The organism is Streptomyces sp. NPDC043746 (genome assembly GCF_056436485.1).
In genome coordinates, this window is sequence record NZ_JBWKCM010000020.1 from 14,688 (window position 1) to 38,083 (window position 23,396).

Genomic DNA, 23,396 nt, shown 5'->3' on the forward strand with positions numbered 1-23,396 from the left:
TCCCCATATTCTTCCTCCACCTTGCGGGTCTGGGGGTACAAGTTCGAGCAGTGAACCGGGGGCCGGCAGGAAAACGAGAGGGGGCGCTTCCCGGCGGGAAACCCCCCCTTCTCGTGTGCGGAGATACCTGCGTACGCCGGAGGCGTCAGCCGGTGGTCCCGGCCGTCGCGGTCTCCGGGGCGCCCTGCTCCGTGCCGACCGCCGGGGACTCCTCGGTGCCCGGGGTCTCACCGGCCGGGGCCTCGGGGGCCTGCGGGGTCGCGGAGCCGGTCGCGTCCGGGGTGGCGCTCGGCTTCGGGGCCGGGGACGCGGGCAGCGCGCTCGGGCCGAAGTCCTCGTAGAAGCCCACCGCGGGGACGACGGTCGCGCCGAGGCCGACGTCGCCGGTGCGGCTCAGCTTGAAGACGACCTGCTGGACGTCGCCGTCCTGGGTGGCCTCGCGTCCCGCCTCGATCACGGCGGAGGCGTTGCCCTTGCCGCCGAGGACGAGCTGGCCGCCGGCCGGGAGCTCGACGGGGCCGCTGCCCTTCGCGGCCTGCAGCTTCACCTGGACGTCGGTGCCGGGCAGCGTGATGCTCTCCAGGACCTCGTCCTCGGTGCCGTCGTTGAACAGTGTCGCGGCGACCACGGCGGGGCCCTCGGCCTCGGGGTCGGCCTGCGTGATCACGTTCACGTTCTGGACCTTGACGGTGCCCACCGAGGTGGCGGCGTTGTCCGGCCTGACCTTGAGCGTCTCGGCGTTGTTGCCCGCCGCGCAGGCGGACAGGGAGACGATCGAGAACGCGATGGCAGTGGCGGCGAGGGCGCCGTGTCGAAGGCTGCGGCTCACGGCGGCGGCAACTCCTTGAACGATCGGACTGCGGACTTCGGACGTCGGGCGTCGTACGGGTGCTGAGCGCCCCGAGGACGGCTGGGAAGGGGTGACGTAAAGCAGCCCTAAGGGTGTGTCAGCGGCCTTAGGCTACCGAGCCGCCGCTGTCGCCCCGCACCCGACCCGCCTCTATGGGGGTGTCGTGCGCCTTCCGGGGGCTCGCGGGGCGGTCGTGGCAGGTGGACGGGCGTATCGGTGGCGCACGCGTCACGCGCTGTTCACATAATCCCGGTGATCAATTCCTCCGCCCGCGGCCCATTCCCCCGGGGTCCCCGGGAAAGGCGTCACGAAGGGGGCGTGAAGCGGTGAGGCTTGATCAATTCCATTGGCGGCGTGCACTTACCTCCGTACGAGTGATCGACGATCGAACGGAGTGCGTAAAGTTCACCCCGCCGAACCCGACAAAACGGGACTTTCGTCCTCTTCTGTGAGGCTTCCGGGCTGTGCGGCGGGAGTGTTTCCTTCCGGTCGCGCAGCCGCTCCGACCTGCGAATACCGCCTTCCGGAAGCCTTCCGCAGCACGTCCGTGTCGCTGTTGTCAAGCCCTGAGATATGCCCTGACCTGCGAAAACGCCATTCGGGGGCGGCGATTCTCGTGTTACTCTGGATAGCCACGGAAGGGGTACCTGTCACATGACGTTCAAGGTTGGCGACACCGTGGTCTATCCCCATCACGGGGCCGCGCTGATCGAGGCTATCGAAACTCGCCAGATCAAAGGCGTGGACAAGACCTACTTGGTGCTCAAGGTCGCCCAGGGCGACTTGACGGTTCGTGTGCCGGCGGACAATGCGGAGTTCGTAGGCGTGCGCGACGTGGTCGGGCAGGAGGGACTGGACCGGGTCTTCGAGGTGCTGCGCGCACCGTATGCCGAAGAGCCGACGAACTGGTCCCGGCGTTACAAGGCAAATCTGGAGAAGCTCGCCTCGGGCGATGTCATCAAGGTCGCTGAAGTGGTGCGTGACCTGTGGCGCCGTGAGCGCGAGCGCGGTCTCTCCGCCGGAGAGAAGCGCATGCTCGCCAAGGCCCGCCAGATCCTGGTGAGCGAGCTGGCTCTCGCGGAGAACACGAACGAGGACAAGGCCGAGGCCCTGCTCGACGAGGTTCTCGCGTCCTGAACCGGATCGCGGTCCGGATCACGCGAGTCGTGAACAGCCGGTCGTAGGAATGTGCCCGCAGTGCCCGCTGACCATCCGTCCTCACGGTGTGTCGTCGGGCGCTGCGGCATGTCCGGGCCCGGACGGGCCTGCCGTCCGGCCACCGATCACCGGCGCCCCGCTCCCGGGTCCCCTCTGCGATGCTCCGGCGACGGCCCCGGCCGACGGCCTTCCCCGGAACGGTCGGATCCGCCCCGCTGCCGGGTGTGCCCGCACCGGCCACCCCCGTACGCTGATCGCCGCCGCGACTCCGCTCCACGCTCGACCGGGTGTCACGGAAGGGCCCGGGTCAAGCCAGAGGGCGTCGCGCCCGGCTTGCTGGGCCCCTACCCACGTCGCCCGTGGAAACAAACCTGCCGAACCTTCGGACCTTCGGAGTGCAATCGATGACCTCGACGCCACCCCCGCCCGATCGGCCGCGCCCCCTGCGCACCGCCGCGGTGATCCCCGCGGCCGGGCGGGGCATACGGCTCGGCCCCGGCGCCCCCAAGGCCCTCCGGGCGCTCGGCGGCACGCCCATGCTCATCCACGCCGTACGCGCCATGGCGGCCTCCCGGGCCGTCTCCCTGGTCGTGGTGGTCGCCCCGCCGGACGGCGCGCCCGAGGTCAAGCACCTCCTCGACGAGCACTCCCTGCCCGACCACACCGACTACCTGGTCGTGCCCGGCGGCGACACCCGCCAGGAGTCCGTGGGCCTCGGACTCGACGCGCTCCCCGCCGACATCGGCGCCGTCCTGGTCCACGACGCGGCCCGCCCGCTGGTGCCCGTCGACACGGTGGACGCGGTCGTCGAGGCCGTACGGAACGGGGCGCCCGCCGTCGTTCCCGCGCTGCCCCTCGCCGACACCGTCAAGGAGGTCGAGCCCGCCGCGGCCGCCGGGGAGCCCGAGCCCGTGCTCGCCACCCCCGTACGGGCCAGGCTGCGCGCTGTGCAGACCCCGCAGGGCTTCGACCGGGACACCCTCGTCCGCGCCCACGCCGAGGCGGCGCTCGACGGCGAGGGCGCCACGGACGACGCAGGCATGGTCGAGCGCCTCGGTGAGCCGGTCGTCGTCGTCCCCGGCCACGAAGAGGCGTTCAAGGTCACCCGTCCGCTCGACCTGGTGCTGGCCGAAGCGGTACTCGCCCGCAGGAGGGCCCACGATGGCTTCTGAGACCCCGGCCGCGACCCGCGCCGCAGCCCCGATCGTCCCGCTCGTCGGGATCGGCACCGACATCCACGCCTTCGAGGAGGGCCGCGAACTCTGGTGCGCGGGGCTGAAGTGGGAGGGCGAGGGCCCCGGCCTGGCCGGTCACTCCGACGCCGACGTCGTCGCCCACGCCGCCTGCAACGCCCTCTTCTCCGCCGCCGGCCTCGGCGACCTCGGGCAGCACTTCGGCACCGGCCGCCCCGAGTGGTCCGGTGCCGCGGGAGTCACCCTGCTCACCGAGGCCGCCCGGATCGTCCGCGCCGAGGGGTACGAGATCGGGAACGTCGCCGTCCAGGTCGTCGGCGTACGCCCCAAGATCGGCAAGCGGCGGGACGAGGCGCAGAAGGTGCTCTCCGCCGCCGTGGGCGCCCCGGTCTCGCTCTCCGCCGCCACCTCGGACGGGCTCGGCTTCACCGGGCGCGGTGAGGGGCTCGCGGGGATCGCGACGGCACTGGTCTACCGGGCCGGCTGACCGCTTGCCGCCCTCCCGCACGCTGACCCGCCGTAGGGCCCCGTGCGGCGCGAGGAGGCGCGGGCCGTGTACCACCTCCGTACGCACCTGCTCCTTCATCCGTCCGGCGGAAAGCGGCGGGAAGCGGCGCAGGCCGTACGGGGTCGGGGGTAGGAGCACCGCACCACCCCGGCCACCAGGAGGACGTACGCCATGACCGCCGCACTCTCCACCGAGCTCAAGGACCTGCTCGACTCCCCGGTCTTCGTCAACATCGCCACCATCCAGCCGGACGGCAGCCCGCAGGTCTCCCCGGTCTGGGTGAAGCGCGACGGCGACGACGTCCTGATCTCCACCACGGTCGGCCGCCGCAAGGAGACCAACCTCCGCCGCGACCCGCGCGTCACCGTCCTGGTCCAGCCGGCCGACAACCCGTACGTGTACGCCGAGATCCGCGGTCGCGCCGAACTGACCACGGAGGGCGGGCAGGAGCTGATCGACGACCTGTCCCTGAAGTACACCGGCAAGCCGTACGCGGAGTTCAACCCGAACGCCGCCGAGGACGCGCCCCGGGTCGTGGTCCGGATCACCCCGCGCAAGGTCGTCGGCCGCATCTGAGAGCGGCGTCCGCCGCGCCCGAGCCGGCTCCCCGCGTCTTTCGGAACACACCCGGAACGAGCCCGGAACACGCCCAGAACAGCACCTGACCCAACAGAACCACTCCTCGACCGCCCCTCGGACAAGGCCCCGGGCCGGCCGGTATCAGAAAGTTGTCCCCGCGATCGCCCAAGGGTCGCGGGGCACTGGTGTGGGCCTACTACCCTTGAGGCGTGACTATTCGCCTGTACGACACCAGCGCCCGGCAGATCCGCGACTTCGTCCCGCTCACCGCGGGCTGTGTCTCGATCTACCTCTGCGGCGCTACCGTCCAGGCCGCACCGCACATCGGGCACATCCGTTCCGGGCTGAACTTCGACATCATGCGCCGCTGGTTCGCCTACCGCGGCTACGACGTGACGTTCATCCGGAACGTCACGGACATCGATGACAAGATCATCAAGAAGTCCGCCGAGCAGGGCCGCCCCTGGTGGTCGATCGGTTACGAGAACGAGCGCGCGTTCAACGACGGCTACGACGCGCTGGGCTGCCTGCCCCCCACCTACGAGCCCCGTGCCACCGGCCACATCACCGAGATGATCGAGATGATGCGCGGCCTGATCGAGCGCGGCCACGCCTACGAGGCCGACGGCAACGTCTACTTCGACGTCCGGTCCCTCCCCGGCTACCTCTCCCTCTCCAACCAGGATCTGGACGACCTGCGCCAGCCCTCCGGCGAGGGCGAGACCGGCAAGCGCGACCCGCGCGACTTCGCCATGTGGAAGGCGGCCAAGGAGGGCGAGCCCAGCTGGGAGACCCCGTGGGGCCGCGGCCGGCCCGGCTGGCACCTGGAGTGCTCGGCCATGGCCCACAAGTACCTCGGCTCGGCCTTCGACATCCACGGCGGCGGACTCGACCTGGTCTTCCCGCACCACGAGAACGAGATCGCCCAGGCCAAGGCGTACGGCGACGAGTTCGCCCGCTACTGGGTGCACAACGCCTGGGTCACCATGGCCGGCGAGAAGATGTCCAAGTCGCTGGGCAACTCCGTCCTCGTCAGCGAGATGGTCAAGCACTGGCGCCCCATCGTCCTGCGCTACTACCTGGGCACCCCGCACTACCGCTCGATGATCGAGTACAGCGAGGAGTCCCTGCGCGAGGCGGAGTCCGCGTTCGCGCGCATCGAGGGCTTCGTCCAGCGCGTCACCGAGAAGGCCGGCGAGACCGTCCCGCCCGCCGCCCAGGTGCCGCCCGCCTTCGCGGAGGCGATGGACGAGGACCTGGGCGTGCCGCAGGCCCTCGCGATCGTCCACACCACGGTCCGCCAGGGCAACAGCGCGCTCGCCGCCGACGACAAGGAAGCCGCCGTCGCCCGCCTCGCCGAGGTCCGGGCCATGCTCGGGGTCCTCGGGCTCGACCCGCTGGACGAGCACTGGGCGAGCGAGGGGGACCGGGGCGAGGACCTGCACGGTGTCGTCGACACCCTCGTACGGCTGGTCCTCGACCAGCGGCAGTCGGCCCGCACCCGCAAGGACTGGGCCGCCGCCGACGCCATCCGCGACCAGCTCAACCAGTCCGGACTGGTCATCGAGGACAGCCCCGACGGCCCCCGCTGGACGCTCGGCCCGCGCTGAGCCCCACCCCTCCGAACAGCACAGTTGTGCCGCCCGGCGATCCGGGCGGCACACTTGTCCTTGCGGGCGAGTAAGCCCCACGCAAGCACGTCATACGTACGTACGTCTGAAAGCAACGAAACAGGTAGGTCATGGCCGGGAACAGCCAGCGCAGGAACCGCCGCACGTCCAACAAGAAGGGCGCGCAGGTCGGCAGCGGTGGCAACCGACGCCGTGGCCTGGAGGGCAAGGGCCCGACGCCGCCCGCCTCCGCCCGCAAGGGACACAAGAAGAACCGGGTCGCCAACGCCCAGGCCCGCCAGGCCGCCGCCCGCCGCCCCGCGCCCCGGCGCGGCGGTGTGAAGGGCACCTCCGAGATGGTCGTCGGCCGCAACCCGGTCTACGAGGCCCTGCGCGACGGCGTGCCCGCCGTGACGCTGTACGTCCAGCAGTTCATCGACAACGACGAGCGCGTCCGGGACGTCCTCAAGCTCGCGGGCGAGCGCGGCAACATCAACCTGATGGAGGCCCCGCGCCCCGAGCTGGACCGGATGACGAACGGCCTGAACCACCAGGGCCTCGTCCTCCAGGTCCCGCCGTACGAGTACGCGCACCCGGACGACCTGATCGTCGCCGCGCAGGACAACCACGAGGACCCGCTGATCGTGGCCCTGGACGGGGTGACCGACCCCCGCAACCTCGGCGCGATCGTCCGCTCGGTCTCCGCCTTCGGCGGCCACGGCGTCGTCGTCCCCGAGCGCCGCGCTGCCGGGATGACCGCCGGTGCGTGGAAGTCCTCGGCCGGGACGGCGGCCCGCACCCCGGTCTCCCGGGTCACCAACCTCACCCGCGCCCTGGAGGGGTACCAGAAGGCGGGCCTCACCGTCGTCGGCCTGGCCGCCGACGGCGAGCACACGGTGGAGGACCTGGAGGCGCTGGACGGCCCGGTCGTGATCGTCATCGGCAGCGAGGGCAAGGGGCTCGGCCGGCTCGTCGGCGAGACCTGCGACTACCGGGTCCGGATCTCCATGCCGGGCGGCGCCGAGTCGCTCAACGCCGGTGTCGCGGCGGGCATCGTGCTCTACGAGGTGGCGCGCCGCCGCGCCTAGGGCCTGCCGCCTGCCGCGTGGCGTCCGGCGTTCGCGCGGTCATCTCCCCTGCAACGGGCCCGCCCGTGCGCCGAGTTGACGCGCGAACGCCGAACAAGGTTCCAGGATGCCCGGGTTTGGCCGGATCTTGACGGGTCTCGGACACATCGGGGCTGTCAAGGCAGTGTCCTATCCACCCATCACTCGGTTAGATGAGTGTGGACACCAGAACGCCTCGGTTCGACGAGCAACCCGCCCTGAGCATGACCAAGGTGGACAGCGACCCCGCGCAGGTCATCGTCAACCACGCCAGCTTCCGGGTGCAGCTCGCCCCGGGCCAGCGCGCCCGGCTGCGGGGACTCGCGGACACGGCCCGCATCCCCGCCATGAGCGGGGCCGGAGCGGCCGCGGGGGCCGGAGCCGGTGCACGAGCCGGCCGCAGGCGAGCGCCGGTCGTCTGGAGCGGCAGGTCGGCCCCGGGCGACCCGGGCGCCACCGGCCTCCTCCAGGCCGTACGCAACTCCACCGCCGGCCACCTCGACCCCGCCCTCACCGCCGGTGCGGCCGACGGCCACGCGGCGGGCGCCACCCAGGTCATCCCGCTCCTGGAGGAGACGCAGCCCAACCCCGTACTCACCGCACCGCACCAGCCGGGACGCACCGGCCCCCTCCTGCCGCCCATGCGCCAGGCCGTCGGCGCGTACGACTCCGCCGACGACGCACCGGCCACCACCGGCCCCGACGGTGACGACGACGGCTACGAGGACACCGCCGAGTCCCGCGCCCGCCGTCACGGCAACGACCCCGTCCGGCACGCGTACTACCCCGGCCACCGGATGAACCTCGGGGTCGTCCTGCTCCCCATGCGGGTGCTGCTGGGCTTCATCTCCATCTACGCCGGCATGGGCAAGCTCTGCGACCCCGTCTACTTCGACGGCGGCGAACGCGGCTCCATGGTCAAGTGGCTGACCGCCCTGAACCCCTGGGCCGCGGCCGAACCGCTGCGGGACTTCGCCCTCGCCCACCCCGTCGGCGCCGGACTCACCGTCGCCTTCCTCCAGGTCGTCGTCGGAGTCCTCACCGTCCTCGGCCTCTGGCAGCGGGTGGCCGCCTCGGTCGGTGCCCTGCTCTCCGCCGCCCTGCTGGTGACGGTCAGCTGGCGCACGGTCCCCGTCTACGACGCCCCCGACATCATCCTGCTGGCCGCCTGGAGCCCGCTGATCATCGCGGGCGCCCCCGTCTACTCGGTGGACGGGAGGCTCGCCGGGGAGGCCTGGCGCACCCTCGGGCCGCGCTCCCGGATCTGGGACCTGCGCCGCCGTGTCCTGCGCCGCGGTACGGTCGTGGCCTCCGTCGTCATCGGCCTCACCCTGCTCATCGGCTCCATCCTCGGCGGCGCCGTACGCTCCGCCGAGGTCGTCACCGTCCCCGGCCGCAACGACTACCCCACCAACCGCCTCCCCGGCATGCCGCTTCCCCAGGAGTCCACCGGCGAGCGCCAGGCCTCCCGGACCCCGCAGGAGCAGGAACGCGGCCCGGAGCCCACCCCCTCGGGCGCGGCCAGCACCACCCCCGCCACCGGCCAGGTCGCCCCCGGCGCCACCCGCGACTCCGGCGGCGGCCAGACCGCCGGCGCCGAGGCCCAGCCGAGCCAGACCCAGGGCACCGGCCAGGAGCCCCCGCAGCAGACCACCCCCCAGCAGCCACCCGCCGCCACCAGCGCGGGCCCCACCTCCTCCGGATCCACCGGCGGTGACGGCTCCACGGGCGGCGGCTCGGAGCCCGAGGCCCCGCCCACCACCGGAGGCGGCGGCGACACCCCCCCGGGCGGCTCCACCGGCGGCGGCCGCAACCCGATCGGCGGCCTCCTCGGCTGACCGGCGGCGCGAGGAGCGAGAGGGGCGGCCCCCGCCCGGTGGAGACCGGGCGGGGGCCGCCCCTCTCGTGTGCGGGAAACGGGCGCGGGATCAGGCGCCGCCCTGCGAGCCCAGTTCACGGGCCGCCTCAGTGAGGTCCTTCGCCGTGTCGATCGCCCGCCAGTACGCCCCGTGGGGCAGCGGATACCCGGCCAGCCGCCGTTCGCGGGCCAGCCGGGGGAACGTCGTCCGCTCGTGGTCGCCCCGGTCCGGCAGCATCGCCGTGAAGGCCGGGGAGAACACGTACACCCCCGCGTTGATCAGATACGGCGAGGGCGGCGACTCGATGAAGTCCGTGATGTGCCCGAACGCGTCCGTCTCCACCGCGCCCCACGGAATCCGGGGCCGCGCGAGGGCCAGCGTGGCGGTGGCGTCGCGCTCGGCGTGGAACGCGGCCATCTCCCGCAGCGAGAACCGCGTCCAGATGTCGCCGTTCGTGGCGTACCAGGGCGCTTGCGGATCGGGCAGCCGCCGCGCCGCGTACTTCAGCCCGCCGCCACGGCCCAGCGGCTCCTTCTCCACCACGGTGGTGACCCGCAGCGGCAGCACGGCCGACTCCAGCCACTCCTGGAGCACCTCGGCGAGATGCCCGCAGGAGACCACGGCGTCGGTCACGCCCTCGGCGGCCAGCCAGGACAGCTGATGGCCGATGATCGGGGTCCCGGTGCCCGGGATCTCGACCATCGGCTTCGGGCGGTCGTCGGTGTACGGCCGCAGCCGGGAGCCCTGACCACCGGCGAGGATGACGGCCTGCGTCGGATACGTATGCATGGCAGGCACGATATGCGGTGCGGGCGCGCGAAAGCCGCCGTCGCCCGACGACGGCGGGCGGCGGCGGCTCCGTACGGAGGGGGCGTACGTGGCGTGCGGGCCGTACGCAGGCGGCGCGGCTCCGCTCAGCTCAGCTGAACTGAGCGACCCCCGAGGCGAACGACGTGTCGCAGACCGGGCGGGAGAAGCGCTGGGCGCGCGAGGGGCCGTACTGCTCGACCGCGGCCTTGCCGAGCGCCTTGGCGATCGACATGCAGTGCTGCGCCAGGGAGGGGCGCTGCTCGACGGCGCGCTGGAGGCTCGTGAGCGCGGTGCCCGGGTCCTTCTCCTGCAGCTCGACGAGGAGCTTGTCGCGCAGGACGTCCTGCGCGGCGCGGGGCTTGGCGGGCTTGGACACGGTCTCCGAGGAGGCGGCCAGCAGCGTGGAGTCGTTGTCCGTGGCCGCCCACTGGACGCTGGTGACCGCGAGGGTCCCGGAGAGCACCATGACGACGGGCAGGACGAGGGCGAAGGATCGGCCGATGCGCCGAGCGGTGTGGGTCACGCAGCGAGCGTAGCGGTCGGTGATGGCATGACGACATTTCGTCACCCGCCCGGGGGATGGTTCGACGCGTCCTTTCGAATGCCAGGTTGACGAAGCGGGGGGAAATGCCCTGTGTGCCGGGGTATTTGGCGCTGCTCCGCCGCGAAACCCGAACCGGCCCCGCGCCACGCAAACGGCCCCGCGTCCCCGGGGAGGGGAGGCGGGACCGTGGGGCCTGCGGCGCCGGTCTGCCGATGCCAGGTCTACGGGCGCCGGTTCAGGGGCGCCGGTTCAGGGGCGCCGGTTCAGGGGCGCCGGTTCACGGGCGTCGGTTCGCGGGCGTCAGTTGGTGAGGCGCTCACCGGTCGAGGTCGCGAAGACGTGCAGCTCGTCCGGGCGCGGGACGACGTGCAGCTCGGTGCCCTTCTCCGGTACGGCACGGCCGCCGACGCGGACGACCAGGTCCTTGTGCTCGCCGCCGACCCGGGTGGAGCCGTAGACGAAGCCGTCGGCGCCCAGCTCCTCCACCACGTTGACGGAGACCGCGAGGCCGGCAGGCTCGTCCGAGGTGTCCTTGGTGAGGGCCTGCGCGGCGGCGCCGCCGTGCTCGACGATGTCGAAGTGCTCGGGGCGGATGCCGACCGTGACAGTGGTGTCACCGCGGTCCGCGGCGGCGGTCAGCGCCTCGCGCGAGACCGGGACGACGCTGTTGCCGAACTTCACGCCGCCGTCGGTGATCGGGACCTCGACCAGGTTCATCGCGGGCGAGCCGATGAAGCCGGCGACGAAGAGGTTGGCCGGGCGGTCGTACATGTTGCGCGGCGAGTCGACCTGCTGGAGCAGCCCGTCCTTGAGCACCGCGACCCGGTCGCCCATGGTGAGGGCCTCGACCTGGTCGTGGGTGACGTAGACGGTGGTGATGCCGAGGCGGCGCTGGAGCGAGGCGATCTGCGTACGGGTGGAGACACGGAGCTTGGCGTCCAGGTTCGACAGCGGCTCGTCCATGAGGAAGACCTGCGGCTCGCGCACGATGGCCCGGCCCATCGCCACCCGCTGGCGCTGACCACCGGAGAGCGCCTTCGGCTTGCGGTCCAGGTAGTCGGTGAGGTCCAGCATCTTGGCGGCCTCTTCGACCTTCGCCCGGATCTCGGTCTTGTTCACCCCGGCGATCTTCAGCGCGAAGCCCATGTTGTCCGCGACGGACATGTGCGGGTAGAGCGCGTAGTTCTGGAACACCATGGCGATGTCCCGGTCCTTCGGCGGCAGGTGCGTGACATCGCGGTCACCGATGCGGATCGCGCCGCCGTTGACGTCCTCCAGACCCGCGAGCATGCGCAGGGAGGTCGACTTGCCACAACCGGAGGGACCGACGAGGACGAGGAACTCACCGTCCGCGATGTCGATCTCCAGCTGGTCCACAGCCGGCTTCGTGGAGCCGGGGTAGACGCGGGACGCCTTGTCGAACGTGACACTGGCCATGCTGAATCTTCTCCTCCACCGGCAGGAACGTGCCGGACGATCCGAGTAGGGAGTGGTCTGGTCCACTCGAGTGAACCTGCGGTGACGTTACCTGGCGATCCGCTCCTCCACCAGTGCGGAGACGAAGAAGCGCCCCGCTCGGTCACGGCTCGCGGTGCGTCTCACCGGCCGCCCCTGCCCTCCTTCGCGGCCTCGACCGCGGCCCCTTTCCCTGTCCGATATCCGGATGGCGCTCCCGTGTGTTCAGCGAACAGGTGCGTGGGAGGCTACGGCTGCCCTATATGCCTGTCCGTGGGGGAGCGGGGCTGTGTAAAGTTGTGACCTCTCGCCGCGTGCTCTGCGCATGCGGCGTTGCCTCCTTAGCTCAGTCCGGCCCAGAGCGGCTGTCTTGTAAACAGCAGGTCGTCGGTTCGAATCCGACAGGGGGCTCTCCGGGAAGCCCGGGTCGGACCTTGTCCGCCCGGGCTTCTTCCGTGGGCGGGGACGAGCGCGGCGACCGCCTCCGGGCCCACTCCGCAGCCGATCGGCGTTCCCGGCCGACTCCTGGTGTACTGGAAGTGCGGACCACGACCCGGGACGGGATGGACGCTCATGAACTGCCGCCGCCGTCGTTCTCGTACTCTTCCCGCAGCTCTCGCCTGTGCCGGTGCCGCCGTCCTGCTGACGACGGCCTTCGTCCCGGCGGCCCCCGCCGACCGCACCGAACCCCGTACCGAGACCGCCGTCCTCGCGATCCCCGCCATCGGTGTCTCGGACCTGGACGTGGTGCCGTACGAGGGCACGACCGACGACCGCCCCGGCAGCCGCATCCAGGACCGGGGCGTGGCCTCCAGTCCGTACGGGGAGGAGGGCGGGGTCGGGCCGGGCGATGTCGGCAACTACCTCGTCACCGCGCACCGGCTCAGCGCCGGGGGCGTGCTGCGCGAGCTGCCGGATCTCGGCAAGGGCGATGCCGTGTATGTGACGGAGGGTGGCACCCGGTACACGTACGAGATCACCGAGACCCGGAAGACCTCTTTCCGCAACGAGCGGTCGCTCGCCGAGCAGCGGGCGGAGGTGCCGGGGAAGCCGGGTGAGGAGCCGACCCGGGCCATGATCACGATCTCCACCTGCGCGACCCCCGAGGACGACGCGGCCGGGAACGTCTGGCGTGACGACCTCGGCAACCCCGAGCACCGGATCGACAAGGTGGGGGTGCTGGTGGCGGAGGAGGCCTCCTGATTCCCGGACGGGGGCGCTGGTGGCCGGGGAGGAGTCCCCTCAGGGGCTCAGGTCGGCGGGTCTCGTCGGCGGGGCAGCGGCGGCTCAGGTGATCAGTGGCGGCCCGCTATGCGGTCCGCCGCCTTCGCGATGGGGTCGGTGCCGGGGCGCGGCGAGACCGTCTCGCGGCGGTCGGCGGCGCGGTAGGCCGCGTACAGGCCGTGGACGCCGAGCCAGCGGAAGGGTTCCGGCTCCCAGCGGCGGACCTTGTGGTTCACCCAGGGGAGCGTGGTGAGGTCGGTGGGGCCCGCCTGGCCGGAGTCCTGCTGGATGAGGTCGCGCAGGGTGCGGGCGGCGAGGTTGGCGGTGGCGACGCCCGAGCCGACGTACCCGCCTGCCCAGCCGAGCCCCGTGGAGCGGTCCAGGGTGACGGTGGCGCACCAGTCGCGGGGGACGCCGAGGACGCCGGACCAGGCGTGGTCGACGCGGACGCCCGCCGTGGTGGGGAAGAGGCGGACCAGCAGGTCGCGCAGGGCGGCGATGGTGGCGGGCCGGGTGCGGCCGTCGTGGTCGGTGGCGGAGCCGTAGCGGTAGGGGTAGCCCCGGCCGCCGATGGCGATGCGGTCGTCGGCGGTGCGCTGGGCGTAGAGATAGGCGTGGGCCATGTCCCCGAGGGTCTCGCGCCCCTCCCAGCCGATGGTGTCCCAGATGCGGGCGGGGAGCGGTTCGGTGGCGATCATGGAGGAGTTCATCGGGAGCCAGGTCCGCCTGAGCCCCTTGAGGCCCGCCGTGAAGCCCTCGGTGCAGCGCAGCACGTAGGGGGCGCGGACCGTGCCGTACGGGGTGACCGCGTGCTTGGGCCTGATCTCGGTGACCGGCGTCGACTCGTGGATCGTGACGCCGAGCGCCTCCACGGCGTCCGCGAGCCCCTTGACCAGCTTGGCGGGGTGCAGCCGGGCGCCGTGCGGGGTCCAGGTGGAGCCGACGGCCCCGGTGACCCGGATCCGCTCGGCGGTCTCGCGGGCGCCGCGCAGGACCCGGTCGGTCTCCCCGAACGCGATCTCGACGCTGTGGAAGTCCTTGAGCCGGGCGAGCTGCGCCGGGGTGTGGGCGACCTCCAGGACGCCGCCCTGGTGGAGGTCGGCGTCGATCTTCTCCTCGGCGGCGATCCGGACGACCTCGCCGACCGTCTCGTTCATCGCCTTCTGGAGCCGTACGGCGGCGTCGTGGCCGTGCAGCTTCGCGTACCGCTCGCGCCCCGCGATGCCGTTGTAGAGCCAGCCGCCGTTGCGGCCGGAGGCCCCGTAGCCGCAGAACTTGGCCTCCAGCACGGTGATGTTGAGGAAGGGGACGGCCTTCTTCAGGTAGTACGCCGTCCAGAGTCCCGTGTAGCCGCCGCCGACGATGCAGACGTCGGCGCTCGCGTCGCCGGGCAGAGGTTCGCGGGGGGTGGGGGTGCCCTCCTGCGCGTACCAGAACGATATGCCGCCGTTGACGGTACTGGCGTTGCTGACGGTGCTCATGTTGCCCCTGGGGTCCCTGTCCGTGCTGCCGGCGCCCGGTCTTCGGTGTGATGCCGAGCGTATGTGTGGCGGGACGTTACTGCGCGGCGGGGCGTTCCGTCTCCTGTGCCGTGCGGGGGTTCCGGGTGAGGGGGTAGCAGGCCAGGCCGGTCAGTACGGCGGCGAAGTGGCTCAGGTCGGTGACCGTGCGGCCCTCGGCGGCCAGGGGCACCCCGTAGAAGACGAGGACCGCGAAGGCGTAGACGTACCGCCAGGGGTGCGGCATCCGGTAGGTGAGGACGGCGGCCACCCCGGCGAGGGCGTAGCTCACCCCGACCTCCAGGGTGTTGCCGGCCGACTGCGAGGCGTCGCCGTACCGGACCGCCCAGCCGAGTACGCCCTCGCCGAGCAGCACGGCCACGACGTGCGACAGGGCCGCGACGGCCAGCCAGCGCAGGGTGCCGAGCCAGTGTTCGGCGGTGGCGTGGAAGACGGTGAACAGCGCGGCGTACGGGAGCCAGCGGCCGCCGTCGATCCACAGCACGCCGGAGAGAAGGGGGCGGACGGGGTCCCAGGAGGGTCCGCCGGAGGTCCCGTCGGAGGTCCCGTCCTCGAAGGCGGGGGTGGTCCGGTGGAGTAGGACGGTGGTGACGAAGAGGACCGCCAGCCAGCTGTACGTGCCCGGGGCGGTGGCGATCCAGCGGCGTGCGGCGGTGACTGCGCGACGGCTTCCGCTTCTCCTGGTGCCGCTGCCGCCGTCGGTGGGGCCCGGGGATTTTCGGGACATGGTCCGATTGACGCATGGCCCTAGGATCGGCGGTGTGATCGACATCCCGGACGAACTGATCGCTACTCAGTACGCATACAACGGGGTCGCCGGACGGGCCTTCATCGCCGCGCTGCCGGGCCTGGCCGGGCGGTTCCTGGAGGAGTGGGGGCTGCGGTCGGACGGGCCGCCGATGTACGGCATGTGCGCGCTGGTCCTGCCCGTGGTGCGCGAGGCGGACGGGGTACCGGCGGCGCTGAAGCTCCAGCCGGTGGACGAGGAGACCGCGGGCGAGCCGGTCGCGCTGAGGGCGTGGGGCGCCGCGGGGGCCGGTGCGGTGGAACTGCTCGACCATGACCCGGGGACCGGTGCGCTGCTGCTGGAACGGCTGGACGAGGCGCGGCCGTTGTCGGGGGTGGCCGACGCGAGGGGTGCCGTGGTGGTGCTCGGTGAGGCGCTGGCCCGGCTGGCGGCGGTTCCCGCACCGGAGGGGTTGCGCACGCTGGGCGACGCGGTGGAGCGGATGCTGGCGGCGGCTCCGGAGGCGGTGGGGCGGCTTGCCGACGGGGCGGACCGGCGGCTGCTCGCGGACTGCGTGGCGGCGGTGCGGGAGGTGGCGGGGGAGCCGGGGGACCGGTTGCTCCACTGGGACCTGCACTACGACAACGTCCTGGCGGGGCGGGCGGACGCGGGGCGGGCGGGGGAGTGGGTGGCGCTCGACCCCAAGCCGCTGGCGGGCGACCCGGGGTTCGAGCTGTTTCCGGCGCTGCACAACCTCTTCGACGCGGATGAGGTGCTGTGGCGGTTCGACGCGCTGACGGAGGCGCTCGGCCTGGAGCGGGACCGGGCGCGGGCCTGGACGCTGGGGCGGGTGCTCCAGAACGCGGTGTGGGCGGTGGAGGAGGGGGAGGACCGGATCGCCCCTGACCATGCGGAGATCGCGCGGCGGCTGCTGGGGCGGTGAGAGGGGGCCTCGCTCAGGGCTCCAGCACCCCTGACCATGTGGAGATCGCGCGGCGGCTGCTGGGGCGGTGAGAGGGGGTCCCGCTCAGGGCTCCAGCACCACCTTCCCCACCGTCCCGCGGGTCTCCAGCGCGCGGTGCGCGGCGGCCGCGTCGGCGAGCGGGTAGCGCTGGACGGCGGGGCGCAGCCGGCCCGCCGCGGCCTCCGCGAGGGCGCGGGTCTCCAGGGCGCGCAGGCCGCCGCCCAGCTCGATCATCCGGGGCCCGAGGACGGAGGTGGAGGCGATGGCGCGCTCGGCCAGCTCCTGCGGGGTGAAGGTGAGGGGCCTCCCGTCGTGGAGCCCTTCGCCGGACCAGCCGTAGACGAGGTGCTGCCCGCCCCTGCCGAGGAGGCCGACCGCACTGCGGGCGGTGGCCCCGCCGACGGAGTCGAAGACGACCGTCGCCCACAGGCCGTGCGTGTCGAGGAAGGCCCGCGCCCGGTCGGGCCAGCCGGGGAGCGTGTAGTCGAGGGCCAGGTCGGCGCCGTTCGCCTCCGCGCGGGCGACCTTGGCGGGGCCGCCGGCCAGGGCGATGACGGTGGCCCCGGCGTTCTTGGCGTACTGGACGAGCAGGGTCCCGATCCCGCCCGCCGCCGCCGTGACGACGGCCACGGAGTCCCGGCCGAGGTCGGTGAAGCCGAGGATGCCGAGGGTGGTGCGGCCGGTGCCGATCATGGCGACGGCTTCGGCGGCGCCGAGTCCCCCGGGGATCTCGTGGAGCTTGTCGGCCTCGGTGACGGTGAGTTCGGCGTAGCCGCCGGGGGCCATGCCGATGTGGGCGACCACGCGCTTGCCGAGCCAACCGGGGTCGGTGCCCTCGCCCACGGACTCGACGGTTCCGGCGACTTCGCGGCCGGGGACGGTGGGAAGTTCGGCGGGGGCGGGGTAGGGGCCGGTCTGCCCCTCGCGCAGGGCGGTGTCCAGGAGGTGCACGCCGGCGGCCTCGACCGCGATGCGGACCTGCCCGGGGCCGGGGACGGGGTCCTCGATCCGCTCGTACGTGAGGTTCTCGGCGGGACCGAAGGCGTGGAGACGGACGGCGTGCATGAGGGCTCCTCGGGCGATGGGCGACGGACGGGCGACGGGCGATGGGCGACAGCCGGGGGCGGCCGGGGCTCGGGCTCAGCGGGCTCGGCGCGTTGTCCGGCCCGCTCGGGTGGTGCGGCTTGCGTCGGCCGGGTGGCCGCTCGCCCCCACCCTCGTACCTCAAGTCCAGTTGAGGTCAACCCCTGGTTTGGAGCGGGGTGCGGCCTCCCTCGACGACGGGGACGTGAGCGTGAGCGCGGCCGACGGGGAACTTCTCCGTTTCTTCGACGGTGCGACGGACCGGAGGAGGCGGGGGCGTGACACGGGGCACGGCCCCGTTGATGCTCCGGTCGCTGTCAGTGGGGTGCGTCACGATGGGGTCATGGCAGCGAGCAGGGGTAGGACGGCGCGGTCGGGCCGGGCCCAGGGGAGCACCGTCGCGGCGGCACGGCGCCCGGAGGTGCGGCTTCCGCCGCTCGTTCCGTACGGGGGCGAGGGCCTGGAGCCGGACGGCGACTACGACGGGGTGCGGTTCGAGGAGGTGGACCTGGCGGACGCGTCCGGGCCGGGCGCGCGGTTCATGGACTGCGCGCTGGACGGCTGCGCCCTGGACCGCGCGGAGCTGGGGCGGGCCCGCTTCATCGACTCGGTGCTGACCGGCGTACGGGGCGTGGGCACCGACCTGGCCGAGGCGTCGCTGCGGGATGTGGAGGTGGTGGACGCCCGGCTGGGCGGGGTGCAGATGCACGGGGCGGTGCTGGAGCGGGTGGTGGTGCGCGGCGGGAAGATCGACTATCCGAATCTGCGGGAGGCCCGGCTGAAGGACGTGGTCTTCGAGGGCTGTGTGCTCTCCGAGCCGGATTTCGGCGGTGCGCACCTGGTGCGGGTGGAGTTCCGGGACTGCGTGCTGAAGCGGGCGGACTTCAGCGCGGCGCGGATGGAGTCGGTGGACCTGCGGGCGGCGGCCGAGCTGGACATCGCCCGGGGCGTGGACCGGCTGGCGGGCGCGGTGATCAGCCCGGTCCAGCTGATGGAGCTGGCCCCGGTGTTCGCGGCGCAGATCGGGGTGCGGGTGGAGGGGTGAGGGGAGTGGTTCGGATACGGGCAAGCGGAGCGGCAGGAGGCGGGCGGACGGGTCCGGGGTGGCGGCGGCCGGACGGTCAGAGCCGGGGGAAGCGGCCCTGGAGGTCCCAGATCACGGGGTTGTCGGCGAGGCCGTCGTGCATGTCGGCCAGGTCCGCGATCAGGTCGTGCAGGAAGTCACGGGCTTCGCGCCGCAGCAGGGAGTGGCTGAAGGTGAGCGGGGGCTCGTCGCCGGGCATCCAGTCCGCCTCGACGTCCACCCAGCCGAACCGCCGCTCGAAGATCATGACGTCCGAGGACTCGGTGAAGTCCAGCTCGGCGTACTGCCTGCGGTGCGAGCGGTTGCCCCGGGGATCCTGGTCGATCTGCTCGACGATGTCGCACAGCGCCCACGCGAAGTCGAGCACCGGCACCCATCCCCAGGCTGTGGACACCTCTCGGTCGGCCTTGGTGTCAGCGAGGTAGACGTCACCGGAGAACAGATCGTGCCGCAGCGCGCGGGCGTCCGCGCGGCGGTAGTCGGTCTGCGGGGGGTCGGGGAAGCGACGGGAGAGGGAGTAGCCGATGTCGAGCACGGCTCGATGGTGTCATGCCCGGTCATGGAGGGCCGACACGATCGAGTGAAGCGGGACCGTTGTGCCTCACGCGTGTGCCGAGAGCTTCCTGATCTCCGGCTTGTGGTCAGTTCGCCTCATGAGGCTCGTCATCGGATCTTCCAGGCGCGAGCCCGTCCTGCCGTCAGCCCGCCCCGTCGGCGTCTACGGCAGCAGCCGTTGCTCCTTCGCCACCGAGACCGCGCCCGCGCGGGTGTCGACCCCGAGCTTGTCGTAGATGCGGCCCAGGTGGGTCTTGACGGTCGCCTCGCTGATGAACAGGGCGCGGGCGATGTCGCGGTTGCCGAGGCCCTGGGAGAGCTGGGCCAGGATGTCGCGTTCCCGGTCGGTGAGGGTGGGGCGGGGGCTGCGCATCCGGGCCATGACCCGGCTGGCGACGGGGGCCGAGAGCGTGGTGCGGCCCTGGGCGGCCGAGCGGATGGCGGCGAACAGCTCCTCCGGGCGCTCCGCCTTCAGCAGATAGCCGGTGGCCCCGGCCTCGATGGCGCGGGTGATGTCGGCGTCCGTGTCGTACGTGGTCAGCACCAGGACGTGGACCGTGCCGTCGGCGGCGATGCGGCGGGTGGCCTCCACGCCGTCGATGCCCTCACCGAGCTGGAGGTCCATGAGGACGACGTCCGGGGTGAGGCGGGCGGCGAGCACCACGGCCTCCTCGCCGCTGCCCGCCTCCCCGACGACCTCGATGTCCGGTTCGCTGCCGAGGAGGGCGAGCAGACCGGCGCGGACGACCACGTGGTCGTCGCAGAGCAGGATGCGTACGGGGGCGGGGGACGCGGTTGCCTCGCCGGTCATGTGCGGTCCTTCGCGGTCATGTGCGGTCCTTCGCGGTCATGCGGGGGGCCTCCGTGGGGTCCTGCGGTGGCGGGCCGCGTGGCGGTGGGTTCCGGGGCCGTGAGCTCCGTGGACGTGAGCGGGATCTCGGCCGAGAGCACCGTGCCCTCGCCCGGGGCCGACTCGATCGTCAGCGTTCCGCCGAGCTGCTGCGCACGGGCCCGCATCGCGGGGAGACCGTGGCCCCGTACGGCGTCCGTCGCGCGCGGGGCGCCGGGCTCCGGCGCGAAGCCGCGGCCGTCGTCCCCGATGTCCAGGACCACCCGGTCGCCCAGGTGGGTCAGGGTCAGCCCGGCGGCGGTGGCGTCGGCGTGTTCCCGTACGTTGGCGAGGGCCCCCTGGGCGATCCGCAGCAGCGCGGACTGAACCCGGTCCGGCAGGGGCGCGTAGGGCGTGCCCTCCACATGGCAGCGGACGGTCGGGGCCCCCTCCGCCTGGGCCGTCTCGCGGGCCGCCAGCGCGTGCAGGGCCGCCTCCAGGCCGCCGCCCTCCGCCAGGTCGGCCGGGGCCAGGTCGTGGACGAAGCGGCGGGCCTCGGCGAGGTTGCGTTCCGCGATGCCCGTGGCCGTACGGACATGGCGGCGGGCCGCCTCCGGGTCGGCGTCCCACGTGCGGTCGGCCGCCTGGAGCAGCATCTGCTGGCTGGACAGGCCCTGGGCCAGGGTGTCGTGGATCTCCATCGAGAGCCGCTGGCGCTCCGCGAGGGTTCCCGCGCGCCGCTCGGTGGCGGCCAGTTCGCGCCGGGCGCGCAGCAGGTCGTCGATCAGCTCGCGTTGGCGGGCCGCCAGGTCCCGTTGCCGTACGGCCTGGCGCTGCATGTGCACGAACACGGCGGTGGCGACGGCCGCCACGGCGGGCGGGGCGAGCACCAGGTTGGGGTCGAACCCGGTGGCCAGGCGCAGTTGGGCAGCCACCACGAACGCGGTGAGCAGGGCGACCAGCGCGAGCGCCGCGCGCGGGGGCAGGATGCGCAGCCCGGTGTAGAACAGCGGCACCGCGCACCACGCGAAGCTCGGCGCCAGCACGACCAGCACCATCCAGACGGCGACCAGCACCCCGAGCCAGGCCACCCGGCGCGGGGTGGGGCGCGAGCCGAGGACGGGCCCCAGCAGATACAGCACGGCCAGGGTGACCGACAGCGCGACGATCCACGGCGTACGGGCCTCGCCGGGGTGCCGCATCAGGAACCGGGTCAGGGAGGCGCCGAGCAGCAGGAAGAACGCGGTGTGCATGAGGAGCGCGAGTCGGCGCGCGTCGGGGTCGGGGCCGGTGGCCCTACGCTCCCCCTTCGCGCTCCCCGCCTCCCGCGCACCGCTCCAGTGCTCCACCCTGTACCTCGCGTTCCCTCGGTGACCTGCGCAGATCTCTCCATGGTGACCCCGCCGGACCACCCGCGCATCAACCGATCGGCCGACAGGGACGTCGGCCGTCCCGCGCGCCGCTTCCAGCCGGTACGTCGACCGTACGGGGCCGGATCCGCCCGGAGGATCGATGGCAGAGCGAACCACCTCAGGAACCCCCTGGGGAACCACCGGCCAACCGCACCACTCCCCAAGGAGCCACCATGAAGAAGCTGTCGCTGCGGGCCCGCGTCCTCACCGGTACCGTCGCCGTCGCCGCCCTCGGGGCCGGGACCTTCGGCGCCGTCTCCGCGAACGCCACCGCCCCGGCCGCCGCCCCCGCCGCCGCGGTCGAGGCCGACACCCACAACCGCAACCTCCAGCAGAGCACCCACCTCACCGTGGCCGCCGCCACCAAGGCCGCGCAGGCCACGCTGGACGCCGCGAAGAAGGAGAACCAGCGCGTCTCGGTCGCCGTCGTCGACCGCAACGGCAACACCATCGTGACGCTGCGCGGCGACGGCGCGGGCCCGCAGTCGCCCGAGTCCGCCGTGAAGAAGGCGTTCACCGCCGTCTCCTGGAACGCCCCCACCTCCGAGCTGGTCAAGCGCCTGGAGCAGGCCCCCAACCTGAAGGACATCCCCGGCACCCTGTTCCTCGGGGGCGGCGCTCCGGTCCAGGCGAAGGGAGCCCCGGTCGCGGGCATCGGCGTGGCGGGCGCGCCCAGCGGCGACCTGGACGAGAAGTTCGCCAAGGCGGGCGTCGCCGCCCTCGCCCGGTAGCCACCCCCGTACCGAGTCACCCCGCACGCACGGAACGGAGAGGCCTGTGAGCGCCCTCGATCACGCCCTGCCCACCGCCGCACCCACTGGCGACACCGACGGTGTGCGCACCGCGATCGAGGGCGGCGCCCGTGACGGGGAGTTGCGGACCCCGCTTCTCCTCGCCGCGCTCGGCGACCACGTGGAGGCGGCCCGGCTGCTCGCACTCGCCGCCCGCGCCCGCAGTCTCACGCTCGGCCTCCTCGTGGCCGCCGTGCTCGCCGGGTGCACGACCGGCCCGACGGAGGCCGCCCCGGGCCCGGACACCCCCACCGCGTCCGGGACCACGGCGACCGCCGCCCCGACCCCCTCCCGCAGTGCCCCCACCCCCACCCCCGAAGGCACCCTCCTCGTAGCCGACTTCGGCAGCGACACCGTCACCTTCGTCGACCCCGGCCAGGGCGCCACCGGCAGGAACGGCGGCCCCATCGGCTCCGTCGAGGTCGGCACCGCCCCCTACGGGCTCGTCGTCGGGGAGGACGGGCGCGCCTGGGTGGCCACCGCCGAGGGCGTGGCCGTCGTGGACACGCGGCAGCGCACCCGGCTCGCCCTGATCCCGTACGAGACGGAGGCAGGGCCCGCCACCACCGGCGAGTACCGGGGCGGCGGCATGGGCATCGCCCTCGCCCCCGACGGCCGGCGCGTCTACGTCGGGGTCAACGTGCCCGGAGGTAACGGCACGCTGGAGGTCATCGACACCGCGACCCGCCGGGTCACCGGGGCCGCCCCGGTGGGCCGCCGCCCCTTCGACGTGGATGTCTCACCGGACGGCCGTGAGGTGTACGCCACCAACCACGACTCCTTCGACGTGACGGCGGTGGACGTGGGGACCCTGCGGACCCGGCGCATGGAAGTCGCCCCGTACGGCACCGAGGGCGGGCTCGGCTCCTGGCTGAAGCCGCACTACGCCGTCGTACGCCCCCAGGACGGCGCGCTGCTGCTGCCGTTCGAGGGGGAGCGGCTGGCCGTGCTCGACCCGCGCAGCGGCAAGGTGACGATCGAGCGGATGACGGCCGACACCCACCAGCACGGCGCAGCCCTCGCCCCCGACGGCACCCTCCTCGTCGTCGGCACCGGCCCGATCGGTCCGGCCGCCGGGGGTCCCTCCCTCACGGTCCGCGCCCCCGGCGGCGAGGAGCGGATCATCCCCCTGGAGGGCCCGCACGAGGACGTGACGGTGTCGGCGGACGGCCAAACCGCCTACGTCACCGGAGGGTTCACCCGCGACGGTTACTGGAACGGCATTACCGTCGTCGACCTCGGCGACGAGAAGAACAAGCCGATCCGGCTCTCCGCGGGCAACCGTCCGCTCGGAATCGCCATCCTCTGAGCCGGGAGCCGGGAGCCGGGAGCCGGGAGCCGGGAGCCGGGAGCCGGGAGCCGTCCGCCCGTCCCCCGGGGCGGACGGGGCCCGTTCCCCGTGGGCGAGTCGGCCGGTGGCCATGAACATGTCGGTGCCGCAGGCCAGTTGCCGTTCCTTCGCAGGTTCGAGCTTCGTGCCGTCCAGGGCGACGCGGCCCATCTTGACCATGCCGAGCTTCCGCGCGAGGTGCAGC

At 73.0% G+C, this 23,396-nt stretch carries 22 protein-coding genes, 1 tRNA gene and 1 pseudogene; 14 read left to right on the forward strand and 10 right to left on the reverse strand.

The window, feature by feature from the left end; all coding sequences use genetic code 11:
* Positions 1 to 145: 145 nt before the first annotated feature.
* Positions 146 to 829: a DUF461 domain-containing protein gene (locus AC0682_RS21150; RefSeq protein WP_478534600.1), complete on the reverse strand. Its 684-nt coding sequence runs from the start codon at positions 827 to 829 to the stop codon at positions 146 to 148.
* A 675-nt stretch (positions 830 to 1,504) separates the two neighbouring features.
* Between AC0682_RS21150 and AC0682_RS21155 the strand changes: the two genes are divergently transcribed.
* The 7 genes from AC0682_RS21155 to AC0682_RS21185 all read left to right on the forward strand — a co-directional run bounded on the left by AC0682_RS21155 (position 1,505) and on the right by AC0682_RS21185 (position 8,842).
* Complete coding sequence (locus tag AC0682_RS21155; RefSeq protein ID WP_006380568.1) at positions 1,505 to 1,987, forward strand: CarD family transcriptional regulator; 483 nt, start codon at positions 1,505 to 1,507, stop codon at positions 1,985 to 1,987.
* A 425-nt stretch (positions 1,988 to 2,412) separates the two neighbouring features.
* Complete coding sequence (gene ispD / locus AC0682_RS21160; protein WP_478534602.1) at positions 2,413 to 3,180, forward strand: 2-C-methyl-D-erythritol 4-phosphate cytidylyltransferase; 768 nt, start codon at positions 2,413 to 2,415, stop codon at positions 3,178 to 3,180.
* Positions 3,170 to 3,688 carry a 2-C-methyl-D-erythritol 2,4-cyclodiphosphate synthase gene (ispF, locus tag AC0682_RS21165; protein ID WP_254812039.1) on the forward strand — a complete coding sequence of 173 codons (519 nt, stop codon included), beginning with the start codon at positions 3,170 to 3,172 and terminating at the stop codon, positions 3,686 to 3,688. Before ispD ends, ispF begins: the two co-directional genes overlap by 11 nt.
* A 192-nt stretch (positions 3,689 to 3,880) precedes the next feature.
* The gene (locus AC0682_RS21170) at positions 3,881 to 4,285 is read left to right on the forward strand and encodes a PPOX class F420-dependent oxidoreductase (RefSeq protein ID WP_254812038.1); all 405 of its coding nucleotides are present in this window, start codon (positions 3,881 to 3,883) and stop codon (positions 4,283 to 4,285) included.
* Positions 4,286 to 4,497: 212 nt separating this feature from the next.
* Positions 4,498 to 5,898 carry a cysteine--tRNA ligase gene (cysS, locus tag AC0682_RS21175; RefSeq protein ID WP_478534603.1) on the forward strand — a complete coding sequence of 467 codons (1,401 nt, stop codon included), beginning with the start codon at positions 4,498 to 4,500 and terminating at the stop codon, positions 5,896 to 5,898.
* A 131-nt stretch (positions 5,899 to 6,029) separates the two neighbouring features.
* Entirely contained in the window at positions 6,030 to 6,986 is a 957-nt protein-coding gene (rlmB, locus tag AC0682_RS21180) for a 23S rRNA (guanosine(2251)-2'-O)-methyltransferase RlmB (protein ID WP_254812036.1), read from the forward strand.
* Between the two features lie 191 nt (positions 6,987 to 7,177).
* A complete protein-coding gene (locus AC0682_RS21185) occupies positions 7,178 to 8,842 on the forward strand; it encodes a DoxX family membrane protein (protein WP_478534605.1) in 1,665 nt (554 codons plus the stop codon).
* Between the two features lie 90 nt (positions 8,843 to 8,932).
* Here AC0682_RS21185 and AC0682_RS21190 read toward each other — a convergent pair whose 3' ends face one another.
* The 3 genes from AC0682_RS21190 to AC0682_RS21200 form a co-directional block, all read right to left on the reverse strand.
* Positions 8,933 to 9,652, reverse strand: a complete 720-nt coding sequence (locus AC0682_RS21190) for a nucleotidyltransferase family protein (RefSeq protein ID WP_478534606.1) — start codon at positions 9,650 to 9,652, stop codon at positions 8,933 to 8,935.
* Between the two features lie 130 nt (positions 9,653 to 9,782).
* Positions 9,783 to 10,196: a hypothetical protein gene (locus AC0682_RS21195; protein WP_254812034.1), complete on the reverse strand. Its 414-nt coding sequence runs from the start codon at positions 10,194 to 10,196 to the stop codon at positions 9,783 to 9,785.
* Positions 10,197 to 10,517: 321 nt separating this feature from the next.
* Positions 10,518 to 11,654, reverse strand: coding sequence for an ABC transporter ATP-binding protein (locus tag AC0682_RS21200; protein ID WP_254812033.1), 1,137 nt, complete (start codon positions 11,652 to 11,654; stop codon positions 10,518 to 10,520).
* A 353-nt stretch (positions 11,655 to 12,007) separates the two neighbouring features.
* On the opposite strand from AC0682_RS21200, the gene AC0682_RS21205 reads away from it, so the two are divergent.
* Positions 12,008 to 12,083: transfer RNA gene (locus AC0682_RS21205), tRNA-Thr, on the forward strand.
* Between the two features lie 162 nt (positions 12,084 to 12,245).
* Positions 12,246 to 12,875, forward strand: a complete 630-nt coding sequence (locus AC0682_RS21210) for a class E sortase (protein WP_478534607.1) — start codon at positions 12,246 to 12,248, stop codon at positions 12,873 to 12,875.
* Between the two features lie 92 nt (positions 12,876 to 12,967).
* Here AC0682_RS21210 and AC0682_RS21215 read toward each other — a convergent pair whose 3' ends face one another.
* The gene (locus tag AC0682_RS21215) at positions 12,968 to 14,377 is read right to left on the reverse strand and encodes an NAD(P)/FAD-dependent oxidoreductase (RefSeq protein WP_478534608.1); all 1,410 of its coding nucleotides are present in this window, start codon (positions 14,375 to 14,377) and stop codon (positions 12,968 to 12,970) included.
* Positions 14,378 to 14,453: 76 nt separating this feature from the next.
* Positions 14,454 to 15,143 carry a rhomboid-like protein gene (locus AC0682_RS21220; protein WP_478534610.1) on the reverse strand — a complete coding sequence of 230 codons (690 nt, stop codon included), beginning with the start codon at positions 15,141 to 15,143 and terminating at the stop codon, positions 14,454 to 14,456.
* On the opposite strand from AC0682_RS21220, the gene AC0682_RS21225 reads away from it, so the two are divergent.
* Positions 15,142 to 16,086 (forward strand): aminoglycoside phosphotransferase family protein, encoded by a 945-nt coding sequence (locus tag AC0682_RS21225; protein ID WP_478534612.1) that lies wholly within the window; start codon positions 15,142 to 15,144, stop codon positions 16,084 to 16,086. The two genes, AC0682_RS21220 and AC0682_RS21225, sit on opposite strands and share 2 nt — an antisense overlap.
* Positions 16,087 to 16,170: 84 nt before the next feature.
* Here the strand turns inward: AC0682_RS21225 and AC0682_RS21230 are convergent, their stop codons facing one another.
* On the reverse strand, positions 16,171 to 17,172 hold the full coding sequence (locus AC0682_RS21230) for a zinc-binding dehydrogenase (protein ID WP_478534613.1): 1,002 nt from the start codon (positions 17,170 to 17,172) through the stop codon (positions 16,171 to 16,173).
* Between the two features lie 361 nt (positions 17,173 to 17,533).
* On the opposite strand from AC0682_RS21230, the gene AC0682_RS21235 reads away from it, so the two are divergent.
* Positions 17,534 to 18,235 (forward strand): pentapeptide repeat-containing protein, encoded by a 702-nt coding sequence (locus AC0682_RS21235; protein WP_478534615.1) that lies wholly within the window; start codon positions 17,534 to 17,536, stop codon positions 18,233 to 18,235.
* A 76-nt stretch (positions 18,236 to 18,311) separates the two neighbouring features.
* Here the strand turns inward: AC0682_RS21235 and AC0682_RS21240 are convergent, their stop codons facing one another.
* The 3 genes from AC0682_RS21240 to AC0682_RS21250 all read right to left on the reverse strand — a co-directional run bounded on the left by AC0682_RS21240 (position 18,312) and on the right by AC0682_RS21250 (position 21,007).
* Entirely contained in the window at positions 18,312 to 18,809 is a 498-nt protein-coding gene (locus AC0682_RS21240; protein ID WP_478534616.1) for a hypothetical protein, read from the reverse strand.
* A gap of 183 nt (positions 18,810 to 18,992) precedes the next feature.
* Entirely contained in the window at positions 18,993 to 19,640 is a 648-nt protein-coding gene (locus AC0682_RS21245; RefSeq protein WP_478534618.1) for a response regulator, read from the reverse strand.
* Positions 19,637 to 21,007 (reverse strand): sensor histidine kinase, encoded by a 1,371-nt coding sequence (locus tag AC0682_RS21250; RefSeq protein ID WP_478534619.1) that lies wholly within the window; start codon positions 21,005 to 21,007, stop codon positions 19,637 to 19,639. The genes AC0682_RS21245 and AC0682_RS21250 overlap by 4 nt, the downstream gene beginning before the upstream one ends.
* 236 nt (positions 21,008 to 21,243) lie before the next feature.
* Between AC0682_RS21250 and AC0682_RS21255 the strand changes: the two genes are divergently transcribed.
* The 3 genes and pseudogenes from AC0682_RS21255 to AC0682_RS21265 all read left to right on the forward strand — a co-directional run bounded on the left by AC0682_RS21255 (position 21,244) and on the right by AC0682_RS21265 (position 23,170).
* Positions 21,244 to 21,801 carry a GlcG/HbpS family heme-binding protein gene (locus AC0682_RS21255; RefSeq protein ID WP_478534621.1) on the forward strand — a complete coding sequence of 186 codons (558 nt, stop codon included), beginning with the start codon at positions 21,244 to 21,246 and terminating at the stop codon, positions 21,799 to 21,801.
* A 46-nt stretch (positions 21,802 to 21,847) separates the two neighbouring features.
* Positions 21,848 to 22,012: pseudogene (locus tag AC0682_RS21260) on the forward strand (ankyrin repeat domain-containing protein); the annotation flags it as partial.
* On the forward strand, positions 21,998 to 23,170 hold the full coding sequence (locus AC0682_RS21265; protein ID WP_478534726.1) for a YncE family protein: 1,173 nt from the start codon (positions 21,998 to 22,000) through the stop codon (positions 23,168 to 23,170). The pseudogene AC0682_RS21260 and the gene AC0682_RS21265, both read left to right, overlap by 15 nt.
* Positions 23,171 to 23,396: the final 226 nt, after the last annotated feature.